The organism is Janthinobacterium aquaticum, from assembly GCF_009208565.1.
Lineage (GTDB): Bacteria > Pseudomonadota > Gammaproteobacteria > Burkholderiales > Burkholderiaceae_D > Janthinobacterium.
This window is the reverse complement of sequence record NZ_WFLK01000009.1, coordinates 47267-68911: the sequence shown is the minus strand read 5'-3', so window position 1 is coordinate 68911 and position 21645 is coordinate 47267. Positions and strand designations below refer to the sequence as shown.

Sequence of the window (21645 nt, the reverse complement as noted above, 5' to 3'; positions counted from 1 at the left end):
AGTATGGCAGCAAAGCAGGCCAGCGACAATCCGCCTTTAGGGGCAGCGATGTTGCCAACCTGCTGATGGCCTGCAGCAAAATCAATAGGTATAGAAAATACGCTGGATTTCCTGCGTGCTATTGGTTTTGGTCAGCGCCAGCATCAGCAGGATGCGCGCTTTTTGCGGGTTCAGGGTATCGGACACCACGCTGTCGAGTTCATCATCGTTCGCTTCGCCATTGCGCGCCACGATGCCCTGGCCAACGCGGCTCGAACGCACGATCAGTACGCCTTTCTGGCGTGCTTCGACCAGTGCCGGCTTCATCTGTGCGGCCACGCTGCCATCACCCACGCCAGCGTGGATAATGCCCTTGGCGCCAGCAGCAATAAAGGCATCCATGCCGATGCGGTTCATATTGGCATAGCCGTAGACGATATCGACCTGCGGCAGGCTGTCGAGCTTGCTGATATCGAATTCGGACTCCAGCGTGTGCTTGCGGGTCGACTGGCGATAAAAATAAGGCTTGCTGCCCTGGATATAGCCGAGCATGCCCAGTTCGGTCGACTTGAAGGTGTCGGTGGTGGAAGTGTTGGTTTTGCTCACTTCGCGCGCCGCATTGATCTGGTCGTTCAGCGCCACCAGCACGCCCTTGCCGACGGCTTCCTTGCTGCCAGCGAGCAGCACGGCGTTGTACAGATTGATCGGGCCGTCTGCCGAAATAGCCGTCGACGGACGCATGGCGCCCACAACCACCACAGGCTTGTTGCTTTTGACCGTCAGATTGAGGAAATACGCCGTCTCTTCGATCGTGTCGGTACCGTGCGTAACGACCACGCCATCGACGTCGCTTCCAGCCAACAGCACATTGATGCGCTTGGCCAGCGTCAGCCAGTGTGCATTGGTCATGCTTTCACTGGCGATCTGGAACACCTGCTCACCCTTGACGTTGGCCACTTTTTTCAATTCCGGTACTGCCGCGATCAGGCGATCGACGCCGACCGTGGCGGAGGTGTAGCCAACGGTGGTGGTGCTGTCGGCGCCGCTGCCGGCAATCGTGCCGCCGGTCGCCAAGATCACCACGTTGGGCAATTTGGCAGCAGGCTGCTGCGCGCGCGCAGGCGACGCCGCGACAAAGCTCAGCATGACGGTCGCCAGCATCAGCTGGGCGCAGGACTGGAATTTACGTGAAAACATGGTGCTCCTCAATAGGATGTTTGGAATAACTGAACCGTGTGCAAATTATATGTCATCGCACCTGTGTACCAAGTTGAAATCAGCAACATCAAGCGTGCACCAGCCTCGATGCGCTACAGTAGCAACATGTGCCCATCAAACTACCGGATATTGGCAGGCGCCGGCCTGCTGGCCCTGGCAGGCCCGCTGCTGGCCGCCGAGCCAGCCTTACCCTTGTGGGAAGCCGGCGTCTTTGCCGGCAGCGCCGTCACGCCCGCCTACCCGGGCGCCAGCGAACGCTCGACGCGCACGCTGGCGCTGCCCTATCTGATTTACCGCGGCGAAGTGCTGCGCGCCGACCGCTCCGGCGTTGGTGCGCGCCTGCTCAATACCGACCGAACGCAATTTGACGTGGGCTTTGCCCTGTCGCTGCCGGCCAGGTCCGACGACGTGCCGGCCCGGCGCGGCATGCCCGATCTGGGCACGCTGGTGGAGTTCGGCCCGCGCCTGAAAATCAAGCTGGCCGAGCCAACGCCCACCAGCCGCTGGCAACTGGAACTGCCGCTACGCGCCGTGATCGAAGCGCGCGGCGGCCTGCGCCGCCAGGGCGCGACATTGGAGCCGCGCTTAAGCTACGCACGCCAGGGCGACAGCGGACGCTGGAGCATGGATGCGTCACTCAGTGCCGTGCTGGGCAACCGCGATATCAACGATTACTTCTACACCGTTGCGCCGCAATACGCCACGCCGGAGCGCCCTGCCTATGCCGCCAAAAGCGGCCTGATGCTCACGCGCCTGGGCCTGTCAGGCTCCTACCTGCTGCATCCCGACTGGCGCGCCTTTGCCTTCGTGCGCCACGAGCTCTACCAAGGCGCAGCCAACCGCAACAGCCCGCTGCTGCAGCAAACCAGCGGCACCTCGGCCGGTTTTGGGGTGATGTGGACGTGGCAACGCTCAAGCCAGGCGGCGCGTGGCAGCGGGGATTAATTACAGATAATCGTCTTCAAGCTGGTGGCGCACGGCCAGAATCGTCACGGTATGCGCGTGCCCGATCTCAAACAAGGCAACATAACCGGCAGCGCCAAAGGGAATGATGATTTCACGCAGAAACGGATCATTGCTGCGCACCTTGCGATAGCTGAACGGCGACATTTCCAGCCCCCGAATCGCATGTCCAATGGCAGTCAGTGCGCGTTCGGCCATCGCCAGATCGCTGGTGTCACGCTGCAGGATAAAGTCATACAGTCGCACCAGATCGGCTTCGGCATGCGGCGTAAAGCGAACGGCAAAACGCTCGGTGAGAGTCACTCGGCAGCCTCGGTAGCCGCCTGTGCCCTAGCCTCGGCAAGCATTCCGCTCAATCTGCCAAGCACAGTTTCGGCGCTCACATAGTGCCCATCAGCGGCAGCCGCATCGCGTGCAGCCAGGCCCCGCGCGACAAATTCACGCTGATGCTGCCTGCGTAAAATACTGTCGCGTATCGATTGCTCCACAAACCCAGAGATGGTTTCGCCATCGAACAGGCTGTCTTCAGCCGCCTGGCGCAGCGCCGGATCAACCCGCAGCGAAGGAAAGTTTGCTGTTTTCATCAAGGCTCCAAAGCGTTGCAGATGTAACGCATTATTCTCCTGTTTGCCCGTCAAGACAAGAGCAAGTACTTGATCAAACGCAGTTGCCAGCGATGCAGGCTGAGTAAAAAGGGGCGTAAAAAAACCGCACGCGGCGGGTTTTCATGGGGCTGGCTTAGACGTTGGACAGCAAGACGACAAAGTTATCCGGTGGGACGATGCCCAAGCTTTGGTCGAACCAGTCTGGGGTTACGCTTCCCATCGGACGTTCAAGTTTCGGCTCAAAAATTGTGCTTATAGCCCTGAAAGAAAGACTTTGGTCATTTGCTGAATCTCAAAACGAGGCATGTTCAGCTGGTCGGCCCGGTCTGGCCACTCCTTGACCACGTCTGTCACTTGTTTTTCGATGGCGTCTGCCTGGGCTCGGGTGAGGCGATAAAAATCTTCTGCGGTATCACGCACGGCTTTTATGCTCGGGGCGGCCACATTTCCATCCAGGGTCAAGGCATGCTCATGTTTGTAAAGGTTAGGATTCATGTCATATGCGGGCGCCAGGCGCCAGCCGGTTTTGTCGCGGATACACCCGTGATTGCGCAGGTGGTCATCCCGATTTCCGACAAGAACATTAAAGACAACGCGGCGATAGAGCTGCTCGAGGTCGAGATTGATGTGGCCCTGAGCACCTTGATCGGAGACAAGTTGCGCCAGGTCGACGTAGCTGGCACCGGTGTGTCCATCCTGGCGTTCGAGCAGGGTCATTGCCGATACAAACATGCGGCGGCTCTCTCCTGCGCGGTCAAAGCGCTCTACACAAAACGTGCGGTACCCATCCCCAAATTTCTCCAGTCGAGAAGCCGGCACCCAGATGCCGGCGTCACGAGCCATCTGGTGAACGATAAACTCCCAGGCGGCCACGTCATATCGATCTTCCCTGGACGGAAACTTCGCGAACCAGAGCTTGCCCGTCAGGTCAGTAAAGTTCGCCTTTGGGCGCGCGCCACCGAGGGACATACCTGGAGCGATCAGCATTGACAGCCAGCGCTCATATTCCGGAAGTTTCTCGACGCCGGGCTCTTCCAGCTTGCGGCTTATTTCGGCCAGTTCGCCCAAGCTAGTGACGGGTGGTGCGGCTCTTTCACGGTCATCAAGAAAGTTGGCGCTGTCGAGCTTGCGAAAGCGAAGTGCCCCCATGCGTGTAATGTCGTGCACTCCCAACAGGAAGTCCACTTCGCGTAGCGCCTTCATTGGTCGACCCTCACGGTCGGCTTCGGCTGCCTCGCGTCGCTCCATGAGCATCCGACCCCAGCGGTCTGGTGCTGAATCAAGGAAAATGCCAAAGCCTGGCGCGCCGGCATCTGGGTACTGCTCCCCGGAGTGAAGGTCCAGGCGCGGGTCCAGCATGAACTTGCCAGGGTGCTCTTCCCAGCTCGGAACATATTGAAAAGAGGCCGGCAGGTCTTCCTTGCGCAAATTGCGATGAAGTACGCCAACCTGTTCCTGTATTCCCAGTTCTGCTGTCTCCAGGTGTACGTTATAGGATTCTCGCTCCACTGGTACTTTAGCTTTGCTCATTGAGGGGCTTCCCTTCGGTTATTGCGCCTTCTTCGTCCTTGCGGGACTTCTGCGCTCGCCCGCGTGGAGTCCGTATCAAGAGCTTGGCATCCTGGAGCTTGCGGCCCAGTTCGTCGCTCTTGGCCACCGTTTCAAAATCCTTATCCATGCCCAGAACGCGTAGAGCCCGGAGATATGTGCCAATGGCGATGGATGCATCGCCTTTTTCCATACGGTTCAAGGTGTCGCGCGAGACATTCATTCGTTCGCAGAATAGTACCGTTGAGATGTCCCGACGCAGGCGCGCCTCCCGCAAGCGCTGTCCAAATGCCTTGAGTTGTCGGTCCACAGAGGGAAAGGGGCGTGGAGTCTTAGTCTTCATGTCCGATAATGTAGACAATACCGTTAATTTTGTCAATTTAATCGGACATTTCAAATTTCAATAAAATTCTCTATGTCCGATAAGATGGACAAAAATAGGATTTTGTATGCCTAATCGAACAATATTGAATCCGCAAGCCCTTCAGCTGAAGCGCAGCCAGAGGGAGCCTCGGAATGAGCGAAACCGCGTGCAAGGCTGCAACTATTCAAGGGTTCAATCCGACAATAAGGAAAGTCTAATCTCAAGTCTTGACAGCCCAGCGTGTTGCGGTGTTACTATGCGTCAAAGGCGTCTGGGCCTAACCTGCTCCCGGGTTAAAGCAGACTTGCAGCAAACGTAGCACTCGCATTCCATTCATTTGGCCAGTGCGTAATCGGGAGACACTGACCGCATATATGATTGGAATTTCACCATGGCTAATTTCGCCTTGTCCTCTACAACCGTGCGTTCTCTCAAGAATGCCCTGCAAGACCGCTTCCCCTCCGTCAAATCGGCTCACCTTAGCGAAGCAATTGCTGTAACCGCTGGTTTCCGAACACACGCAGCACTGCTAGCATATACTAAGAGCACCACGGCTGTACCTATCGTCTTTCTGAACGACAAACCGTTCGTTCAGCGCCTACATGAACTGGGGTACCCCGGTATCAAGCCGTTCGCCTTCAGTTCGGTCTGGCTTGGTGCGACAGATGTCCCGGAGGAAGCCCGAGACTTGATTGCCCGGCTGTTGAAGCTAGAAGAACAACCGGAGGGGCGGTATCCCGTTATTCATGCCTTGCGCCGGCAATGTGCGACTTTGTTCGCTAAGACCTTCGGCATTGGATATGTCGAGCCGAGCGAAGACGACAAGAGTCTGGCGAAACGCCTAACCCGCGGGGTTGACCATAAGGCCTGCCAACCTGGCTGGGGCAATTCAATCAACACGAACCATCCCGGCCTCGATTTCCCGGGAAGCGACCACCAAGTTCGATTCTACGAACGCCTCCCGCTTTCGAATGGGAAGTACGTCGAGTACAGCACCGCCCTGGTCTCGATGCCGTATAAAGGCTCGTTTCGAATTCCGGAACTGCCTGCAGCGCAGGCACTGGCTGCACGCGTGGGGTGGCAGTATGCCGAGTTGGCTGATTGGACTTGGTACTCGGCCCATGCGACAACACTCATCTTGTACCGCCGGACGACCACGCACGAGGAAATGCTGAATATGTGGTCGACCTCCTTCAAGCGCTGGCTCATCGAGAATAGGAGCCGTTTGCTGAAGGGTGCCAACACCGACCGCCGGCACGTCATCAACGACGCCATCGACTGTCAACACCTGCCCCTAGACGTCCAAAGCTGGGCCGAGGTGCGTGAGAACTATTTCAAGGAGTTTGCCCCGTCGATGTACCACTTTGAAGAAGAACCAATGGCGCGTGCGTTCAAAAAAGTATTTGATAAGTGGCTGAGCGAGCGGGCAGCGACTTAGCCCAAGAAGCAATCGGGATAGGGCCGGCCAATAAAAATGACCGCTTTATCCTAATGCCGCTAAGTTAAGAGGACGGTAGGTCGGATTAGCGTAGCGTAATCCGACAATTGGCAGCTGATATTGTCGGATTACGCCGCTACGCGGCTAATCCGACCTACTTAGTTTGCCAACATTTTTCCTTAACTTAGCGGCATTACTGCCCTATCCCGATTTATAAACTGCTCCACCATCGGATTTCTTCAGGGAAACTGGCTCTGCATTCAACGCGGTCGTATGAGGCAACTCATGTTATTTCGAAGCCGGTGGTTTTGGGGCAGATGAACTGCCCTGTGCGGCCGGAAGCGACACTGTTGCAGGCCCGGTCGAACGAGATGGCGCTTGTGAGGTCGAAAGGGAAGTCAACCCATTAGTTGCCTGCTCTGGCTCCGTTAAGGCCATATATACTGAGAATGCAACTAATATTATCCAAATAACAACTGAAACACTCAATACCCAAGTGGTTATATTAATGGCGCTGCGGTACGCTTTCTCACCTCCTTTGACAGTGCGCCACTCATTTTTCAGTACCTTCTCGGCCTGGTCAGAGGCCTTCTCTACCTGATTGAGCGGAAGCTGTACGTCGGCAGCCGGGTCACTCATGTACCTTTGCTGTGCCTCCATCATTTCACGCAGGAGCTTCAAGAGTTCCTTGTGGTCGTCTTGGTCCCGGTTGAGGCGGAGTTTGATGCGGTAGTAGGTTTCGGCGGCCCCGTGCCGGACATCCGTAATTTTGTCCTGCGCAAAATGGAATTTTGATTTTATTTCAGGCTTGGAATCGCGATCTTCCTGGACCGAACGCGCAAGGGTGCGAGTATTTGAGAAGAGGGTTGAAAGTTCCTCTCTCAAGGAATTAATCCAAGCTTGTCGAAACTCCGAGACTTTCGTTTCCTTGGTAGCAATTAAGTTTGAACGCGCTACCCCGCCGGCCACGATTGCTGCAGCGAAGGTCAATAAGGCGGGATATAGGGGTGTAAGGTTCATTTTTTTCAGTCGTGGTAAATGACGAGACATCTATCCTGAAATCGGGGGAAATCTCAGCTCCCCGGAATAAAAAACCCCGCAAACCTAGGTATTTGCGGGGCTTTTCGGTGCCAGTCGATTTTCTCGGATCCGGCTTACCAATCAGACGTTGAACAGGAAGTTCAACACATCGCCATCCTTGACGATATATTCCTTGCCCTCGGCGCGCATCTTGCCAGCTTCCTTGGCGCCGGCTTCGCCTTTCAGGGCGACGTAGTCTTCGTAGGCGATGGTCTGGGCGCGGATGAAGCCGCGTTCGAAGTCGGTGTGGATCACGCCGGCCGCTTGCGGGCCGGTGGCGCCGACAGGGATGGTCCAGGCGCGTACTTCCTTGACGCCGGCGGTGAAGTAGGTTTGCAGGCCCAGCAGCTTGTAGGCGGCGCGGATCAGGCGGTCCAGGCCTGGCTCTTCCATGCCCATGTCGGCCAGGAAAGCGCCCTTGTCGGCGTCGTCGAGGTCGGCGATTTCCGCTTCCAGCGCGGCGCAGATGGCCACGATCGGGGCGTTTTGCGATTTCGCGTATGCGGTCAACTGATCGAGCAGCGGGTTATCGGTAAAGCCGCTGTCGGACACGTTGGCCACGAACATCGCCGGCTTGGCGGTAATCAGGCACAGCGGCTTGATCAGGGCCATTTCGTCGGCGTCCAGGCCCATCGCGCGCACTGGCTTGGCGTCGTTCAGGTACGGCATCATGCGTTCCATGATGGCCATCAGCTTGGCGGCGTCCTTGTCGCCCGAACGCGCTTTCTTGCTTTCGCGGTGGATGGCTTTTTCTACCGTGCCCATGTCGGCCAGCGCCAGTTCGGTCTGGATGACTTCGATATCGTCGAGCGGATTGATCTTGCCGGCCACGTGGATCACGTTGTCGTCTTCGAAGCAGCGCACCACGTTGACGATGGCGTCGGTTTCGCGGATATGCGACAGGAACTGGTTGCCCAGGCCCTCGCCTTTCGAGGCGCCAGCTACCAGGCCGGCGATATCGACAAATTCAACGATGGCGTTGACCATGCGTTCCGGCTTGACGATCTCGGCCAGTGCGGCCATGCGCGGATCCGGTACTTCGACCACGCCGACGTTCGGCTCGATGGTGCAGAACGGATAGTTTTCAGCCGGGATGCCGGCCTTGGTCAGGGCATTGAACAGGGTGGATTTGCCGACGTTGGGCAGGCCGACGATACCGCATTGGAGACTCATGGAAAACCTTTAATTATCAAAGCACATGGCGCCGCCAGTCGGCGTGCTTGCGGTGCTGTTAGGGAAAATGGCGGCAATGGCGCCGTTTCCAGGCAGGAGACGCATTGCATTCAAGGCGTCATTGTACCCCTGCCCGGCGCGCGGCAACAGCTTTGCCGCGATGCTTGCGGCACGCGTCGGCGACATCAGGCCGTATGCAGCTTCATGGTGGCCGCCTCGAACTTGCCCTCGACGATCTGCGGCATGACCAGCAACGATTTGTCGATGGCCTGCTCGATCAGCTCCTGGTCTTCGCGACGCGGACGATGCAGCACGAAGTCGGCCACCTGCTGCTGCAGGCTCAGGGTGCGCGGATGGCCGATACCGAGGCGCAGGCGCCAGTAGTCCTGCGTGCCCAGTGCGGCAGTAATATCCTTGAGGCCATTGTGGCCGCCGACCGAGCCGCCTTTTTTCAAGCGAGCGATGCCGGGCATCAGATCGAGTTCGTCATGCACCACCAGCACTTCGGCCGGGGCAATCTTGAAAAAGCGCGCCAGCGCGCCGACCGACTGGCCCGAGCGGTTCATGAACGTCAGCGGCTCGAGCAGCCACACTTCGTTGCCGCCGATGCTGGTCTTGGCGAGCATGGCGTTATAGCGCGAATCGCGCTGCAGTCGCGTGCCCGGCAGGCTGTTGGCCAGGTTGTCCACCAGCCAGAAGCCGGCGTTGTGGCGGGTTTGTTCGTATTCGGGCCCGGGATTGCCGAGGCCGACGATCAGGCGTATGGGCATGGCTTGCGTATCCTAGAAAAATCGGTAAAAACAGGCAGAAAAAAACCCGCGCGGCAAGCCAGGCGGGTTTTTCTCCAGCAGCCGCTTGCGCGGCAACTGATTACTTCTTGTCGGCTTCAGCAGCTGCTTCAGCTTCAGCAGCAACGTGGCCAGCCGGTACCGAAGCGGTAGCGATGGTCAGGTTGGCGCCGTGGGTGACAGCGGTCACGCCTTCTGGCAGAACCAGGTCGCCTACGTGCAGCGAGTGGCCGACGTCGATGTTTGCCAGATCAACGTTGATGAATTCTGGCAGTTTGCCTGGCAGGCAAGCAACTTCGATTTCGTTGGCAACGTGGCTGATGGTCGCGCCGTGCAGTTTGACTGCTGGGGAAACGTCGGCGTTGATGAAGTGCAGCGCCACTTTCACGTGGATCGGTTGCGAAGCGTCAACGCGCTGGAAGTCAGCGTGCAGAACCAGTTGTTTGTATGCGTGGACTTGGAAGTCGCGCAGCAGAACTTGCTGGGAAACGCCGTCGATTTCCAGATCCAGGATCGACGAGTGGAACACTTCTTTTTTCAGCGCGTGGTACAGCGCGTTGTGGTCCAGCGATACCAGCACAGGGGCTTCAGCGCCACCGTAGACGATACCAGGGGTTTGGCCCGAATTGCGCAGGCGGCGGCTCGCTCCGGAACCTTGCAATTCGCGTTTGAATGCGATAACTTTCATGTGATACTCCAAAAAGAACAAGACTTGCGCCTTGTGTTATGAAGACTCCCGCGACCAGGAATCTTCGACAATGGGCGCATGCGATTCATGCACCCCGAAAAAGACTAAAACAGCGGCGCGGCCGGTATGAAACCAGGCCGCGCCGCTGCTGTTACGTTGGTTACTGCTGCGCTTTAATCAATAAACAGGGAGATGACCGAATCGCCCTTGATAATGCGCTTGAAGGTCTCGGCCAGCAGCGGTGCACACGTCAGTTGACGGATCTTGCCGCAGGCCAGCGCTGCTTCGGACAGCGGAATCGTGTCGGTCACCACCAGTTCATCGAGCGACGAAGCCGAAATACGGTCGATGGCCGGGCCCGACAGCACGGCGTGGGTGCAATACGCCACCACTTTCTTGGCGCCGCGCTCCTTGAGCACTTCGGCAGCCTTGGTCAGCGTGCCAGCGGTGTCGACCATGTCATCCATGATCACGCAGTTACGGCCTTCGACTTCACCGATGATGTTCATCACTTCGGAAACGTTGGCTTTCGGACGGCGCTTGTCGATAATGGCCAGGTCGCAGCCCAGGCGTTTTGCCAGGGCGCGCGCACGTACCACACCGCCAACGTCGGGCGACACCACCAGCAGATCCTGGTAGTTTTTCTTCTGCAGGTCGCCCAGCAGAATCGGCGACGCATAAATATTGTCGACTGGAATATCAAAGAAGCCCTGGATCTGGTCAGCGTGCAGGTCCATGATCAGGACGCGCTCGACACCGGCTTTTTCCAGCATATTGGCCACGACCTTGGCCGAGATGGCCACACGCGCCGAGCGCGGACGACGGTCTTGACGGGCATAGCCGAAGTAAGGAATCGCTGCGGTAATGCGGCCAGCCGAAGCGCGCTTCAGGGCGTCAACCATCAAGATGATTTCCATCAGGCTGTCGTTGGTTGGAGCGCAGGTCGATTGCAGAACAAATACGTCTTTGCCGCGCACGTTTTCGTTGATCTCGACCATAACTTCGCCGTCGGAGAATTTAGAAACGTTTGCTTTGCCGAGAGGGATGCCGAGATTCTTTGCGACCCCCTCTGCTAACGCTGGATTCGCGTTGCCAGTAAAAACCATCAGGTTTTCGTAAGCCATGGAAGTCCCAAGAGGTGATATAGAAGTCTTGAAAAGAACTAACCGGGCAGTAGCCCGGTCAGTCTGTGACGTGCATGCATCGCGTTGCGATGCATTTTTGCCTCCCGTACTGGACGCCAACTTCGCATCGACAGACTACGGTGAAACGGGTGGCAGGGGAAGAAGGATTCGAACCTTCGCATGCTGGAATCAAAATCCAGTGCCTTAACCAGCTTGGCGATTCCCCTACGCAACTGACTGCTTGCTGTCATGTTGGCCGGTATTATACCGATTTTTTGAAGCTAAGCAAAATCTTTTTTTACTACTTACAACATCGAGAGTATCGGATGTTGTTTCAGCGCTTTTGCCTTCCAGGCTGACCAGTGAGGTGGCACATTGCTGAGCACTTCATCGGCTTCTTCCTGAGTGGAAAACGCACCAAACACACAAGCTCCGGAACCAGTCATCCTGGCCTCTCCGTAAGCACCCAGCCATTCTACCGCATCTGCTACCGGTTTGAAAAGACTGCTTGCTACTTGCTGCAAGTCGTTTCTTCCAAACCCGTTCGCGCTGTTTCTTTCTGCGAGGTGCCTGGAAAAGTCCGCTATTGTGACGGCTTCAGTATTCCTCGTCAAGCCTTCTGCAGAAAAAATTGCAGCGGTCGGCACCTGCACGCCCGGCTCGATTACCACATACCAGCAGTCCGGCGTGCTGACCGGTTGCAGGTCTTCCCCCACGCCTTCAGCAAACGCGTTCTCGCCAAAGATAAAAAACGGAATATCGGCGCCCAGCGGCAGGCCCAGCGCCATCAGCTCTTCACGCGACAGGCCCGCATTCCACAAGCGGTTCAGCGCCATCAGCGCAGTAGCCGCATCGGACGAGCCGCCACCTAAGCCGCCGCCCATCGGCAGCACCTTGTCGATGGCGATATCGACGCCGCGCGGCAAGGCACCCGTGCGGCGCTGTACTTCGGCCTGCAACAGCTTTGCCGCACGAATGATCAGATCCTGCTCTTGCGGCACGCCAGGCAGATCGGTCACGCGCACCAGCTGCGCATCGTCGCGCAGCGTGAAATGCAGCGTGTCGCCATGGTCGAGCAGTTGAAATACGGTTTGCAGCAGATGGTAGCCGTCTTCGCGGCGGCCATTGACGTGCAGGAAAAGATTAAGCTTGGCCGGCGCCGGGCAGTTGTTCAGGGTGGTCAGTGTCATGGAGCAGAAGCAGGAGTAATCGGGTCGAGCACGATGCGCAGCGAGACGGCGTCGGCCTGGGCGCTGGTATTGCGCTCGGCATCGATGCGCCGCGGCTGCGGTACAGCGTCAGCGGCGCCATCTTGCCACGATACATAGCGCAGGCGCCAGCCATCCTTGGTGGTCACGCTGTCGTGCTGCGGCGAGGCAACAAAGCGCTTGCCGTCTTCACCTGTCGCGTAGCCCTGCAGCCAGTCGCGCAGTCCCGATACCGGCAGCGCCCAGCCCAGCATCTGCGCGCTCAAACTATCGACATCGGGCGCGCTGCGCGGCGCCTTGCCGCTTTGCTCGAGCACCGCCTGTTGTGGGGTGACGGCAATCGTGGCCAGCGTGCTGCCGACCGGCGAGAACAGGCCGACATCGATGCGTGCAGGCGACTGCTGCCAGGTGAAATTGACGGTGGCCGATTCGGGCTTGTCATTCTTCTGGTAGACCACGTTGAGGCGGCCGGCCAGCTCGATCTGCTCGCGGTATGGCGCCACGCTCTGCGCCGACGGCGCCGCGCTGCCGGAAAACGGCGACTGCAGGGTCGAGCAGGCGGAGAGGGACAAACACAGTGCGCCAAGCGCAAGAAGTTTTTTTGGCATGGTTTTTACAGTTTGACCTTCAGCCGCGCCAGCGTGCTTTTGAGCGCCTCGTTTTTCGGATCTTTCTGCTGCGCTTCCCGCCACATTTTCTGTGCCTCGTCACGGCTGCCCTTCTGCCACAGCACTTCGCCCAAATGCACGGCGATTTCCGGGTCGGGGCGCACGCCATAGGCGCGGCGCAGCGATTCTTCGGCGCCAGCCATATTACCCATGCGGAACTGCACCCAGCCCATGCTGTCGAGGATGAATGGGTCGCCTGGCGCCATCTGCAGCGCTTTCTCGATCAGCGCATGGGCCTCGGGCAGGCGCACACCGCGTTCGGCCAGCGAGTAGCCGAGCGCGTTGTAGGCATGCTGGTTATCGGGCGCCAGCTTCATCACGCGCAGCAGGCTCGACTCCATCAGGTCGTAACGCTCCATGCGTTCGGCCAGCAAGGCAAAGTCGTACAGCAATTCAGGCTGGTCGGGAAAGCGCAGCAGCGCGTTTTCCAGCACCGTGTAGGCGCTTTGCGCGTAGCCGGCGTCGCGCAGCAACTGCGCGTCGACCAGCAGCACCTGCGCCTGGCCGGCCACATCGGCCGGTTCGATCTGCGTGAGCGCCTTGCGCGCGCCATCGAGGTCGCCATTGCGGGCGATCAGCTGGGCGCGGCGCAGGCGCGCATCGAGATAGGCGGGCGAGGCGCGGTTGTCGACCTTGTCGAGCCAGGCGATGGCGCCGGGCATGTCGTTGCGCGACTCGGCAATCTGCGACAGGATCATCAGGGCCTTGGACGGATCACGGTCATCGGCCGGCGCTTTTTCCAGCGCCGCCAGGAAACGCTTGAAGTATTGTTCCGCGCCCTTGGCGTCATTGAGTTGCAGCGCAACGATGCCGGCCGCGTACAGGCCGGCCAGGTTGTCGGGCTGGCTTTTGAGCAGCGCCTCGAACTGCAGTCGCGCCGCATCGAGCTGCTTTTGCTCGACCAGCAAGCGCGCATAGGCGGCGCGCACTTCGACGGCGTCGGGATACTTTTTCAGGAAGTCGACCAGCACCGCGTTAGCCGCCTGCGGCTCGCCCGTCACCTGGGCCAGCGTCAGCACGGCCAGTTCGGAGTCGGGCTTGATGACCAGCGCCTTGTTCGCTTCGGCAATCGCGCGCGGGCGCTCGCCCAGCGACAGCGCGCCTTGCGCCAGCACCAGGTGCGCCTCGAACATGTTCAGATATGGCTCGACCAGGCGCGTCATCATGGCGTAGGCATACAGCTTGTCATTGGCGCGCAGCAGGATCTGCTGCATCTGAAACAGCGCCACGCCGCGCGAACCGGGCGGCGCATTCTTGATGCGTTCGGCGAAGATCGGCTCGGCCTCGTCCATCTTGTCGGTCAGCACCACGAAGCCCAGGTAGAACTGGGTCGCTTCATCGGAGTCCGGCGCCAGCTCGCGCCACAGGCGGATGGCGGCCATCGCTTCGGCGCCCTGCTTGGCGGCCAGCGCCATTTCCGAGGCGCGCCGCGCCAGGCGCGGATCGCGCGTCTGCTGCGCGGCCACCATCATGGTCATGTACGGGCCCTGCCACTGGCCGTTCTTGAATTCGAGTTCAGCCTTGGACAGTTTGTACAGCAGATCGCTGCTTAACTCGGCATTGGGCAAAGCGCCCGGCTTGGCAGTGGACGGATCGGACTTGTCGTCTTCCCTGGCGGCAGGCACAGGCTTGCTGGCCGGCTTGCCGAACGGCGAAACGGAGGTCTGTGCCATGGCATGCGTAGCCATCAGGGCGGACAAGGTTACAATGGCGAAAGCGTTTTTCAAGGCATATCCTGGCTGAACGGCAAAAGCTGATTCTACGCCCTGGCCGTGTTTTGCGTGGCTTCACGTGTGTAACGAAATATATACGATTGCGCGGCGCCCTGCGCTGCCGCGGTTGGCCCTGCCTGTGTTTTGATCCTTTATTCCTCACTGCCCTATGCCAGAATTGCCAGAAGTCGAAGTTACACGGCGCGGTGTCGCGCCCCATATCGAAGGACGCGCCGTGCGCAAGGTGGTGCTGCGCCGCGACGGCCTGCGCTGGCCGTTCCCGACTGCGCTGGGCGAACAGCTGTCGGGCCAGACCATCAGCGCCACCGGCCGGCGCGGCAAATATCTGCTGATCCACTTCCAGCATGGCACGCTGATCATCCACCTGGGCATGTCGGGTCACTTGCGCGTGCTGCCGCCCGAGACCGAGGTGCAAAAACACGATCATATCGACCTGATCGTGGAAAACGCCGACGGCAGCACCCAAGCGCTGCGCATGACCGATCCGCGCCGCTTCGGCGCCGTGCTGTGGCATGACGCCGCCGACGGCCCGCTCGACAGCCACGTGCTGCTGCGCGGCCTGGGCGTCGAGCCGCTGGAAGACGGCTTTACGGGCCAGCTGCTGTTTGAAAAAACGCGCAACCGCAATACCAATATCAAGCAGGTGCTGCTGGCCGGCGATATCGTGGTCGGCGTGGGCAATATCTATTGTTCCGAAAGCCTGTTCCGGGCCGGCATCAATCCGAAGACGCCGGCGCGGCGCATCGGGCTGGCGCGCTATGAAAAACTGGCGCAGGCCATCCGCGAGGTGCTGGCCGAAGCGATTATCCAGGGCGGCAGCACGCTGCGCGACTTCATCAACGTCAACGGGCAGTCCGGCTATTTCCAGCAAACGTATTTCGTCTACAACCGCACCGGCCAGCCGTGCCGCGTCTGCGCCGCGCCGATCCGCCAGATCGTGCAGGGCCAGCGCTCGACGTTCTATTGCGTGAATTGCCAGAAGTAAGCCGTCAACAATCAGTCACCGTAAAGGCAGGCATATGGTCAGGGATCTGGAACAGTACAGCGCTTGGCGCCAGGATGTGCGCACGGCCCTGCAGGCTTACCAGCAGGCCGCGCAGGCCGCCGCACTGGTCGACGGCGCGACCGGGCTGCGCCTGGCGCGCTGCCTGTCGCGCCTGCTTGACGACCGCCTGTCGGTGGCCTTCGTGGCCGAGTTCTCGCGCGGCAAATCCGAACTGATCAACGCCATTTTCTTTGCCGATTACGGCCAGCGCATCCTGCCCTCGGGCGCGGGGCGCACCACCATGTGTCCGACCGAACTGCTGTACCACGCAGGCTGGGAGCCGTCGATCCGGCTGTTGCCAATCGAGACGCGCGCGCACAATCTGTCGACCAGCGACTACCGCGACCTGCCCGGCGCCTGGACCGTGCTACCACTCAATCTCGATGCCGGCGACGACATGCAGGAAGCGGTGCGCCAGGTCAGCCTGACGCGCCGCGTCAGCGTCGAAGATGCCACGCGCTATGGCCTGTATGACGCCGATGACGCCGACGCCAGCGCCATGCTGGGCGAGGACGGTCTGGTGGAAATTTCCATGTGGCGCCACGCCATCATCAACTTCCCGCATCCGCTGTTGAAGCAGGGGCTGGTGATACTCGACACGCCGGGCCTGAACGCCATCGGCACCGAGCCCGAACTGACGCTCAACCTGATTCCCAATGCGCATGCGGTGCTGTTTATCCTGGCCGCCGACACGGGCGTGACGCGCAGCGATATCGAAGTGTGGCGCAACCATATCGGTGCCGATGGCGCAAAGGGTACGGGCCGGCTGGTGGTGCTCAACAAGATCGACAGCATGTGGGACGAATTGCGCGCCAGCGAGGAAGTATCGCAGGCGATCGCGCGCCAGCAGGCCAGCGTGGCGCACCTCCTGGCGCTCGACGAGGCGCAGGTGTTTCCCGTCTCGGCGCAAAAGGCGCTGGTGGGCAAGATCAACCACGATCATGCGCTGCTGGAAAAAAGCCGGCTGCTGCCGCTCGAAGCGGCGCTGTTCAATGAGCTGATCCCGGCGCGCAAGAACATTATCCGCCACCAGCTCGACTTCGACCTGGCCGCCATCCTCGCTGCGCAGCAGGTGCAGTGCACTGCGCGTGCGCGTGGCATCGCTGAGCAATTGCATGAACTCCATAGCCTGCGCGGCAAGAACCAGAGCGTGATCGCGCACATGATGCGCCGTGTCGATATCGAGAAAAAGCAGTTTGACAGCAGCGTGTTCAAGCTGCAGGCCACGCGCGCGGTATTTACGCGCCTGTCAACCGAACTCTATACCAGCCTGGGCATGGATATCGTGCGCGACGATATCGACGCGGTGCGCCTGGCCATGCAGCGCAGCCGCTTCTTTACGGGCCTGCGCGAAGCAGTGCGCCAGTATTTTGAGCGCATCGGCCAGAACCTGGACCGCTCGGAGCGCAAGACCGCCGAGATTGCCGACATGATGGCTGGCATGTACCGCAAATTCGCCGCCGAACACGGCCTGACGCTGGCCACGCCGATGCCCTTTACACTGGCGCGCTACCGCCAGCAGATCAGCGATATCGAGGCGGCCTACCACCAGCAGTTCGGCACCGCGACACTGCTGACTACCAGCCGCGTGGTGCTGATGGAGAAGTTTTTCGACACCATCGCCTCGCGCGTGCGGCGCAGTTTTACCGAGGCCAACGACGACGCCAGCGCCTGGCTGAAAGTCATCATGGCGCCGCTCGAAGCGCAGATCGTCGACTACAAGGAACAGCTGAAACTGCGCTTTGCGTCGATCCAGCGCATCCACGACGCCACCGGCACGCTGGAGCAGAAGATCGCCTCCTTCGAGGCCAGCCTGGCGGCGCTGGAACGCGACCGGCAGCAACTGGCGCAGCTGGCGGCGCTATTGCGCCAGGCCATCGACGCCTGAGACCACCTTACCTATTGAATTTCTGGAATCTGCATGAAACGTTTGCTGCACCCGCTCTCGCTCACCACGCTTGAAGACTATACCGACCCGAGTTTCTCCGCTGCCGTCATCGACTGGCAAAAGCAGCATGGCCGCCATACGCTGCCCTGGCAGAACACGCGCAACGCCTATCTGGTGTGGCTGTCCGAAATCATGCTGCAGCAGACCCAGGTGTCGGCAGTGCTCGGCTACTATGCGCGCTTTCTCGAACGCTTCCCGACCCTGCGCGACCTGGCGGCAGCGCCGGTGGAAGACGTGATGGCGCAGTGGAGCGGCCTGGGCTACTACACGCGCGCGCGCAACCTGCACAAGTGTGCGCAGCAGGTGGTGGCGCAGTACGATGGCGTGTTCCCCGCCGACCCCGCGCTGCTGGCCGAACTGCCCGGCATCGGGCGCTCGACGGCGGCGGCGATTGCCGCCTTTTCCAGCGGCACGCGCGCAGCCATTATGGACGGCAACGTCAAGCGCGTATTTGCGCGCGTGTTCGGCATCGACGCTTTTCCCGGCGAAAAAAAGGTCGAGCAGGATATGTGGCGGCGCGCCGAAGCGCTGCTGCCGGCAACCGGCATCGAAGCCTATACGCAAGGGCTGATGGACCTGGGCGCCACCGTCTGCACGCGCAGCAGCCCGGCCTGCGGGCGCTGCCCGTTGCAGGCGCGCTGCGTTGCCTACGCCACCGGCCGCACCAAAGACCTACCTGTGCGCAAGCCGAAAAAAACCAGCCCCGAAAAGCATGCTGTCATGCTGGTGGTGATCGACCAGGGCCAGGTGCTGCTGGAACTGCGCCCGGGTACCGGCATCTGGGGCGGCCTGCTGTCGCTGCCTGAACTCGATGGCCATGTGCTGCACAACACCGGCAGCGTGCTTCCCGCCATCGACCAGCAGGCGTTGACGCGCGCCGTGGCGCCGTTTGGCGAAATCGAATCAGTGGAAACGCTGCTGCCGATCGTGCATGTCTTTACTCACTACAAGCTGCATATCGTGCCCTGTCGTATTACGCTGGCGCATCGCAACTTGCTCGCAGGCGAAGCCGGTTTTGTATGGCTGGACAGCGACAAACTGGCAGACGCAGCCCTGCCTGCGCCGGTCAAGAAACTGCTGCTCGACCTGTGCGGCGACAGCCAAGCGGTGCAGCGCAGCATGTTTTGAAAATATGAGGCGGCGGGAGGTAGGTCGGATTAGGCCCTTTGGGCCGTAATCCGACAACATTGTTAGCGTCGGTGGTGTTGTCGGATTACGCGGGGCTTTGCCCCGCTAATCCGACCTACATGGTCACAACTCATCAAGCGAATACAGCCGGCGGTGTTCGCGAATCGCATAGCGGTCGGTCATGCCGGCAATATAGTCGGCGATCTTGCGCGCCTGCTCGGTGGTGCCGGCGTCTGGCAGCTGGTAGGCAGGCGGCAGCAGCGCCGGTTCGGCCATGAAGCTGTCATACAGCTCGCGCACGATGCGGCTGGCTTTTACGCGCATGCGGTTGACCTGGTAGTGGCGGTACAGATTGGTGCGCAGGAAGCGTTTGAGCTCGGTGGCCTCAAGACGCATGGTGTCGGAAAAGCGGATCAGCGGCGCGCTGGCGCGCACTTCTGCCACGCTGCGTGGCGCGGCATCGGCAATCAGGCCGGTGGAAGTGACGATCAGGTCGTCGGCCAGCGCCGTGATCAGGCGGCGCAGCGTTTCATAGATGGCGCGCCGGCCAGACAGGCCAGGGTAAGCGCCCTGCACCTCGCGCCACAGGCGGCCGAAGAACGGCACTTGCTCCAGTTGGGCGATGGTGATCAGGCCAGAGCGCAGGCCATCGTCGATATCGTGGCTGTTGTAGGCGATTTCATCGGCCAGGTTGGTCAGCTGCGCTTCGAGCGTGGGCTGGCTGCGGTCGATAAAGCGCTGCGCTACCGGACCCAGTTCGCGTGCATTGGCCAGCGAGCAGTGTTTCAGGATGCCTTCACGCGTTTCAAACATCAGGTTCAGGCCATCGAAGGCGCCATAGTGTTCTTCGAGATGGTCGACCACGCGCAGGCTTTGCAGGTTGTGCTCGAAGCCGCCGTGCTCCTTCATGCACTCATTGAGCACATCCTGGCCGACATGGCCGAACGGCGTATGGCCCAGGTCATGGGCCAGCGCGATGGCTTCGACCAGGTCTTCATTGAGGCGCAGGTTGCGCGCGATCGAGCGGCCGATCTGCGCCACTTCCAGGCTGTGCGTCAGGCGCGTGCGGAACAGGTCGCCTTCGTGATTGAGAAAAACCTGGGTTTTATATTCGAGCCGGCGAAACGCCGACGAGTGGATGATGCGGTCACGGTCGCGCTGGAACTGGCTGCGCGAGGCGTGCGCCGCTTCGTCAAAACGACGTCCCGGCCCCTGTGCCGAGTGGGCCGCGTAAGGAGCGAGGAAGTCGTCAAGCGTCATCTCAGGCCACTCCGGCGGCCAGCGTGGCCAGCAGCAGTTCCTGCGGCGCGGCCGTGATGGCCGGGCTGCCCAGCGGCTTCAACAGAATGAACTTGATGGCGCCGCCTTCGTTTTTCTTGTCCACTTCCATCAGCTCGAGCCAGCGCGCGGTGCCCAGGTCCGGTGCCTTGACCGGCAAACCGGCAGCGGCCACCAGCTTGCGCATGCGCTCGACCGTGGCCTGGTCGATATGGCCCATGCGGCACGACAGGTCGGCCGCCATCACCATGCCACAGCCGACTGCTTCGCCGTGCAGCCACTGGCCGTAGCCCATGCCCGCCTCGATGGCGTGGCCGAAGGTATGGCCGAAATTGAGAATGGCGCGCAGGCCGCCCTCGCGTTCGTCCTGGCGCACCACATCTGCCTTGATCTCGCACGAGCGCGCGATCGCGTAGGCCAGTGCGCCCTTGTCGCGCGCCATCAGCTTGCCGATGTTCGCTTCGATCCAGTCAAAGAAAACGCTGTCGATAATCGCGCCATGCTTGATCACTTCGGCCAGGCCGGCCGACAGCTCGCGCGCCGGCAGCGTGTCGAGCGTGGTGGTGTCGGCAAAGACGGCGCGCGGCTGGTAGAACGCGCCGATCATGTTCTTGCCCAGCGGATGGTTGATGCCGGTCTTGCCGCCGACCGAGGAATCGACCTGCGACAGCAGTGTGGTGGGCACCTGCACGAAGCCGATACCGCGCATATAGCTTGCAGCAGCGTAGCCGGTCAGGTCGCCAATCACGCCGCCGCCCAGCGCCACCAGGGTGGTCTTGCGGTCGCACTTGTTGGCCAGCAGCGCATCGAAAATCTGCATCAGGCTGGCCCAGTTCTTGTACTCTTCACCGTCCGGCAGCACGATGCTGAACACGTCGCGCCCGTCGCCCGACAGTGCTGTCTGCAACCGCTCCAGGTACAGCGGCGCGACGGTGGTATTGGTGACGATGGCAACCTTGTTGCCGCTGACATGGCGCACCAGCGCGTCGGCATCAAACAGCAGGTCGGGACCGATGGTAATGGGATAGCTGCGTTCGTCGAGGTCTACGCTCAACAACATTTTGGATTGCTCGTTCATCGAAGGCTCTGCATGAATGACGCAGTTGGGCGACGCCTCGCATTCGAGGCTGGCCAGCTGCATCAGGATGGTCTGGACCATCGATTGTACGTTAGGACGGCCGGTATCGATCACGATATCGGCCACTTCCAGGTAATGCGGCTCGCGCTGCGCCGTCAGTTCTTCAAGCTTTTTGCGCGGGTCGGCCGTCTGCAGCAGCGGGCGGTTCTTGTCATGGCTGGTACGCGCCAGGATATTGCTGACGCTGGCGCGCAGGTAGATCACCGTGCCGCGTTCTTTCAGGAAAGCGCGGCTTTCGGCATTGAGAATGGCGCCGCCGCCGGTGGCCAGCACCAGCCCTTCCTGGCCGCACAGCTCGCGGATCACCTCGGCCTCGCGGCGGCGAAAGCTCGGCTCGCCCTCGATCTCGAAGATCAACGGTATCGAGGCGCCGGTGCGCGCTTCGATCTCGTGATCGGAATCGACAAAGCGCAAGCCCAGCTTGCGGGCCAGAATGCGCCCGATCGTGGTTTTGCCTGCGCCCATGAGGCCGACAAGGAAGATGTTACGGTTGGAAATTTCAGCCACTTTTCTATCAATCACAAAATAACA

The 21645-nt window shown here is 60.1% G+C and carries 20 protein-coding genes and 1 tRNA gene; 5 read left to right on the top strand and 16 right to left on the bottom strand.

Features of this window, described 5'->3' with window-relative positions:
• Positions 1 to 81 precede the first annotated feature (81 nt).
• Positions 82 to 1176, bottom strand: a complete 1095-nt coding sequence (locus GCM43_RS15230; protein ID WP_152245732.1) for a type II asparaginase — start codon at positions 1174 to 1176, stop codon at positions 82 to 84.
• A gap of 126 nt (positions 1177 to 1302) precedes the next feature.
• On the opposite strand from GCM43_RS15230, the gene GCM43_RS15225 reads away from it, so the two are divergent.
• A complete protein-coding gene (locus tag GCM43_RS15225) occupies positions 1303 to 2142 on the top strand; it encodes a MipA/OmpV family protein (protein WP_152245730.1) in 840 nt (279 codons plus the stop codon).
• Here the strand turns inward: GCM43_RS15225 and GCM43_RS15220 are convergent, their stop codons facing one another.
• The 4 genes from GCM43_RS15220 to GCM43_RS15205 form a co-directional block, all read right to left on the bottom strand.
• Positions 2143 to 2463: a type II toxin-antitoxin system RelE/ParE family toxin gene (locus tag GCM43_RS15220; RefSeq protein WP_152245728.1), complete on the bottom strand. Its 321-nt coding sequence runs from the start codon at positions 2461 to 2463 to the stop codon at positions 2143 to 2145.
• Positions 2460 to 2744 carry a YlcI/YnfO family protein gene (locus tag GCM43_RS15215; RefSeq protein ID WP_152245726.1) on the bottom strand — a complete coding sequence of 95 codons (285 nt, stop codon included), beginning with the start codon at positions 2742 to 2744 and terminating at the stop codon, positions 2460 to 2462. The genes GCM43_RS15220 and GCM43_RS15215 overlap by 4 nt, the downstream gene beginning before the upstream one ends.
• A gap of 273 nt (positions 2745 to 3017) precedes the next feature.
• Positions 3018 to 4295: a type II toxin-antitoxin system HipA family toxin gene (locus GCM43_RS15210; protein ID WP_152245724.1), complete on the bottom strand. Its 1278-nt coding sequence runs from the start codon at positions 4293 to 4295 to the stop codon at positions 3018 to 3020.
• Positions 4282 to 4656: a helix-turn-helix domain-containing protein gene (locus GCM43_RS15205; protein WP_152245722.1), complete on the bottom strand. Its 375-nt coding sequence runs from the start codon at positions 4654 to 4656 to the stop codon at positions 4282 to 4284. Before GCM43_RS15205 ends, GCM43_RS15210 begins: the two co-directional genes overlap by 14 nt.
• A 412-nt stretch (positions 4657 to 5068) precedes the next feature.
• On the opposite strand from GCM43_RS15205, the gene GCM43_RS15200 reads away from it, so the two are divergent.
• Positions 5069 to 6115: a hypothetical protein gene (locus tag GCM43_RS15200; protein ID WP_152245720.1), complete on the top strand. Its 1047-nt coding sequence runs from the start codon at positions 5069 to 5071 to the stop codon at positions 6113 to 6115.
• 288 nt (positions 6116 to 6403) lie between these two features.
• On the opposite strand, the gene GCM43_RS15195 is transcribed toward GCM43_RS15200, so the two are convergent.
• The 9 genes from GCM43_RS15195 to GCM43_RS15155 all read right to left on the bottom strand — a co-directional run bounded on the left by GCM43_RS15195 (position 6404) and on the right by GCM43_RS15155 (position 14571).
• A complete protein-coding gene (locus GCM43_RS15195) occupies positions 6404 to 7135 on the bottom strand; it encodes a hypothetical protein (RefSeq protein WP_152245718.1) in 732 nt (243 codons plus the stop codon).
• Between the two features lie 141 nt (positions 7136 to 7276).
• Positions 7277 to 8368: a redox-regulated ATPase YchF gene (gene ychF, locus GCM43_RS15190; protein WP_152245716.1), complete on the bottom strand. Its 1092-nt coding sequence runs from the start codon at positions 8366 to 8368 to the stop codon at positions 7277 to 7279.
• Between the two features lie 185 nt (positions 8369 to 8553).
• Positions 8554 to 9138 (bottom strand): aminoacyl-tRNA hydrolase, encoded by a 585-nt coding sequence (gene pth, locus GCM43_RS15185; RefSeq protein WP_152245714.1) that lies wholly within the window; start codon positions 9136 to 9138, stop codon positions 8554 to 8556.
• Between the two features lie 100 nt (positions 9139 to 9238).
• Positions 9239 to 9844 carry a 50S ribosomal protein L25/general stress protein Ctc gene (locus tag GCM43_RS15180; protein ID WP_152246016.1) on the bottom strand — a complete coding sequence of 202 codons (606 nt, stop codon included), beginning with the start codon at positions 9842 to 9844 and terminating at the stop codon, positions 9239 to 9241.
• 173 nt (positions 9845 to 10017) lie between these two features.
• Positions 10018 to 10968, bottom strand: a complete 951-nt coding sequence (locus tag GCM43_RS15175; RefSeq protein WP_065310113.1) for a ribose-phosphate pyrophosphokinase — start codon at positions 10966 to 10968, stop codon at positions 10018 to 10020.
• A 150-nt stretch (positions 10969 to 11118) separates the two neighbouring features.
• Positions 11119 to 11195 (bottom strand) — tRNA-Gln (locus GCM43_RS15170).
• Between the two features lie 78 nt (positions 11196 to 11273).
• The gene (gene ispE / locus GCM43_RS15165) at positions 11274 to 12158 is read right to left on the bottom strand and encodes a 4-(cytidine 5'-diphospho)-2-C-methyl-D-erythritol kinase (protein WP_152245712.1); all 885 of its coding nucleotides are present in this window, start codon (positions 12156 to 12158) and stop codon (positions 11274 to 11276) included.
• The gene (locus tag GCM43_RS15160) at positions 12155 to 12748 is read right to left on the bottom strand and encodes an outer membrane lipoprotein LolB (RefSeq protein WP_319636963.1); all 594 of its coding nucleotides are present in this window, start codon (positions 12746 to 12748) and stop codon (positions 12155 to 12157) included. The genes ispE and GCM43_RS15160 overlap by 4 nt, the downstream gene beginning before the upstream one ends.
• A 41-nt stretch (positions 12749 to 12789) precedes the next feature.
• Positions 12790 to 14571, bottom strand: a complete 1782-nt coding sequence (locus GCM43_RS15155) for a tetratricopeptide repeat protein (RefSeq protein ID WP_152245708.1) — start codon at positions 14569 to 14571, stop codon at positions 12790 to 12792.
• A 154-nt stretch (positions 14572 to 14725) separates the two neighbouring features.
• On the opposite strand from GCM43_RS15155, the gene mutM reads away from it, so the two are divergent.
• The 3 genes from mutM to mutY are packed head-to-tail and all read left to right on the top strand — an operon-like array spanning position 14726 to position 18698.
• On the top strand, positions 14726 to 15562 hold the full coding sequence (mutM, locus tag GCM43_RS15150) for a bifunctional DNA-formamidopyrimidine glycosylase/DNA-(apurinic or apyrimidinic site) lyase (RefSeq protein WP_152245706.1): 837 nt from the start codon (positions 14726 to 14728) through the stop codon (positions 15560 to 15562).
• Positions 15563 to 15596: 34 nt separating this feature from the next.
• On the top strand, positions 15597 to 17510 hold the full coding sequence (locus GCM43_RS15145; RefSeq protein WP_152245704.1) for a dynamin family protein: 1914 nt from the start codon (positions 15597 to 15599) through the stop codon (positions 17508 to 17510).
• A gap of 33 nt (positions 17511 to 17543) precedes the next feature.
• Entirely contained in the window at positions 17544 to 18698 is a 1155-nt protein-coding gene (mutY, locus tag GCM43_RS15140) for an A/G-specific adenine glycosylase (protein ID WP_152245702.1), read from the top strand.
• Between the two features lie 123 nt (positions 18699 to 18821).
• On the opposite strand, the gene GCM43_RS15135 is transcribed toward mutY, so the two are convergent.
• Positions 18822 to 19958, bottom strand: coding sequence for a deoxyguanosinetriphosphate triphosphohydrolase (locus GCM43_RS15135; protein WP_152245700.1), 1137 nt, complete (start codon positions 19956 to 19958; stop codon positions 18822 to 18824).
• A 1-nt stretch (position 19959) separates the two neighbouring features.
• Complete coding sequence (gene aroKB / locus GCM43_RS15130; RefSeq protein ID WP_152245698.1) at positions 19960 to 21579, bottom strand: bifunctional shikimate kinase/3-dehydroquinate synthase AroKB; 1620 nt, start codon at positions 21577 to 21579, stop codon at positions 19960 to 19962.
• Positions 21580 to 21645 lie beyond the last annotated feature (66 nt).

What these genes read in the sequence shown, in the direction of transcription:
- GCM43_RS15230 (WP_152245732.1), bottom strand. Translation starts at nt 1,176, where the DNA reads ATGTTTTCACGTAAATTCCAGTCCTGCGCCCAGCTGATGCTGGCGACC.
- GCM43_RS15225 (WP_152245730.1), top strand. Translation starts at nt 1,303, where the DNA reads ATGTGCCCATCAAACTACCGGATATTGGCAGGCGCCGGCCTGCTGGCC.
- GCM43_RS15215 (WP_152245726.1), bottom strand. Translation starts at nt 2,744, where the DNA reads ATGAAAACAGCAAACTTTCCTTCGCTGCGGGTTGATCCGGCGCTGCGC.
- GCM43_RS15210 (WP_152245724.1), bottom strand. Translation starts at nt 4,295, where the DNA reads ATGAGCAAAGCTAAAGTACCAGTGGAGCGAGAATCCTATAACGTACAC.
- GCM43_RS15205 (WP_152245722.1), bottom strand. Translation starts at nt 4,656, where the DNA reads ATGAAGACTAAGACTCCACGCCCCTTTCCCTCTGTGGACCGACAACTC.
- GCM43_RS15200 (WP_152245720.1), top strand. Translation starts at nt 5,069, where the DNA reads ATGGCTAATTTCGCCTTGTCCTCTACAACCGTGCGTTCTCTCAAGAAT.
- GCM43_RS15195 (WP_152245718.1), bottom strand. Translation starts at nt 7,135, where the DNA reads ATGAACCTTACACCCCTATATCCCGCCTTATTGACCTTCGCTGCAGCA.
- ychF (WP_152245716.1), bottom strand. Translation starts at nt 8,368, where the DNA reads ATGAGTCTCCAATGCGGTATCGTCGGCCTGCCCAACGTCGGCAAATCC.
- pth (WP_152245714.1), bottom strand. Translation starts at nt 9,138, where the DNA reads ATGCCCATACGCCTGATCGTCGGCCTCGGCAATCCCGGGCCCGAATAC.
- GCM43_RS15180 (WP_152246016.1), bottom strand. Translation starts at nt 9,844, where the DNA reads ATGAAAGTTATCGCATTCAAACGCGAATTGCAAGGTTCCGGAGCGAGC.
- GCM43_RS15175 (WP_065310113.1), bottom strand. Translation starts at nt 10,968, where the DNA reads ATGGCTTACGAAAACCTGATGGTTTTTACTGGCAACGCGAATCCAGCG.
- ispE (WP_152245712.1), bottom strand. Translation starts at nt 12,158, where the DNA reads ATGACACTGACCACCCTGAACAACTGCCCGGCGCCGGCCAAGCTTAAT.
- mutM (WP_152245706.1), top strand. Translation starts at nt 14,726, where the DNA reads ATGCCAGAATTGCCAGAAGTCGAAGTTACACGGCGCGGTGTCGCGCCC.
- GCM43_RS15145 (WP_152245704.1), top strand. Translation starts at nt 15,597, where the DNA reads ATGGTCAGGGATCTGGAACAGTACAGCGCTTGGCGCCAGGATGTGCGC.
- mutY (WP_152245702.1), top strand. Translation starts at nt 17,544, where the DNA reads ATGAAACGTTTGCTGCACCCGCTCTCGCTCACCACGCTTGAAGACTAT.
- GCM43_RS15135 (WP_152245700.1), bottom strand. Translation starts at nt 19,958, where the DNA reads ATGACGCTTGACGACTTCCTCGCTCCTTACGCGGCCCACTCGGCACAG.
- aroKB (WP_152245698.1), bottom strand. Translation starts at nt 21,579, where the DNA reads ATGGGCGCAGGCAAAACCACGATCGGGCGCATTCTGGCCCGCAAGCTG.